Genomic DNA, 1,288 nt, shown 5'->3' with positions numbered 1-1,288 from the left:
AGCCGGCCAGCAGCACCATGAACAGCGTGGCGTCCTGCGCGCGCGCCAGCGTCTGGAGTTGCCCGGTCAGCGCCCTGGGCAGGGCGAAGGACACGCTCGCTCCCCGGAAGCTCTGCACGGGCGGGCGCGGATGGTCCAGCGGCAGCTCCAGCGCGACCGGTGCGCCCGCGAGCCGCTGCTTCCAGTAGGTGACCTGCCTCTCCAGCGCCTCGTCCCGCAGCCAGCCGCGCTGCCACAAGGCGTAGTCGGCGTACTGCACCGGCAGCTCCGGCAGCGGTGACTCCCGGCCCTGGGCATACGCGGCGTACAGCGCGCCCAGTTCGCGGATCAGCACCCCCAGCGACCAACCGTCGCTGACGATGTGATGCATCACCACCACGACGATGTGCTCCTCCGGCGCCAGCCGCAGCAGCACGGCATGGAAGAGCGACCCCTTGGCGAGGTCGAAGCGCCTGCCCGTCGCCGCGTGAATGGCGCGCCGCGCCTCTTCCTTGCGCGCCGCCGCCGGCAACGCGGACAGGTCGATGCTCTCCAGCTCGAAGCGACCGGGCGGATCGACAATCTGCTCAATGGTCTCGTCGTCAGCCGCGAAGCGCGTGCGTAACGCCTCGTGGCGCCGCACGATCTCCGTCAGTGCATGCGCGAAGGCCTGGCCGTCCAGTGCGCCGACGAAGCGCACGGCGCCCGTGATGTTGTAGGCAGCGCCCAGCGACTCGATCTGCTCCAGCAGCCATAGCCGCTCCTGCGCATAGGACAACGGCAGGCGGGCGGGACGCTGCTGCACGGCGAGCGGTGGCACGTTCAGCCCCTGGCCCTCGCGCCGGGCCGCGTCCAGGGCCGCGCCGAGCGCACCCAGGTGCGGCGTCTCGAATAGGGTGCGCAGCGGCAGCTCGACGCCGAAGGTGTCGCGCAGCCGCACCACCACCTGCGTCGCCAGCAGCGAGTGGCCACCCAGCTCGAAGAAGTTGTCCTGTGCGCCCACGCGCGCGACCTGGAGCACGTCCGACCAGATGGCGGCCACGGTCTCCTCGGTGGGCGTGCGCGGCGCGACGTAGACGCGCTCCTCACCGCTGATGTCGGGCGCCGGCAGCGCCTTGCGGTCCACCTTCCCGTTGGGCGTGAGCGGCAGGCGCTCCAGCAGCACGATGTGCGAGGGCAGCATGTAGTGCGGAAGCGTCCCCTGCAGCGCCACGCGCAGCTGCGCCGCGTCGCGCGCCTCGGGCTCGCAGACCGCATAGGCGACCAGCCGCTTGTCGCCGGGACGGTCCTCCCGTGCCATCACCAGCGC

The 1,288-nt window shown here is 71.8% G+C and carries 1 protein-coding gene; it reads right to left on the bottom strand.

Annotation, left to right across the window (positions count from 1 at the left end):
- Positions 1–1,288 (bottom strand): condensation domain-containing protein (locus ACLEQD_RS43660; protein WP_410391830.1); only part of this gene is annotated, 1,288 nt, incomplete at both ends.

The sequence above is a fragment of the Corallococcus sp. 4LFB genome (assembly GCF_046520365.1).
Lineage (GTDB): Bacteria > Myxococcota > Myxococcia > Myxococcales > Myxococcaceae > Corallococcus > Corallococcus caeni.
Note: the sequence above shows the minus strand (reverse complement) of the source record. Positions and strands in the feature narration are given on the sequence as shown.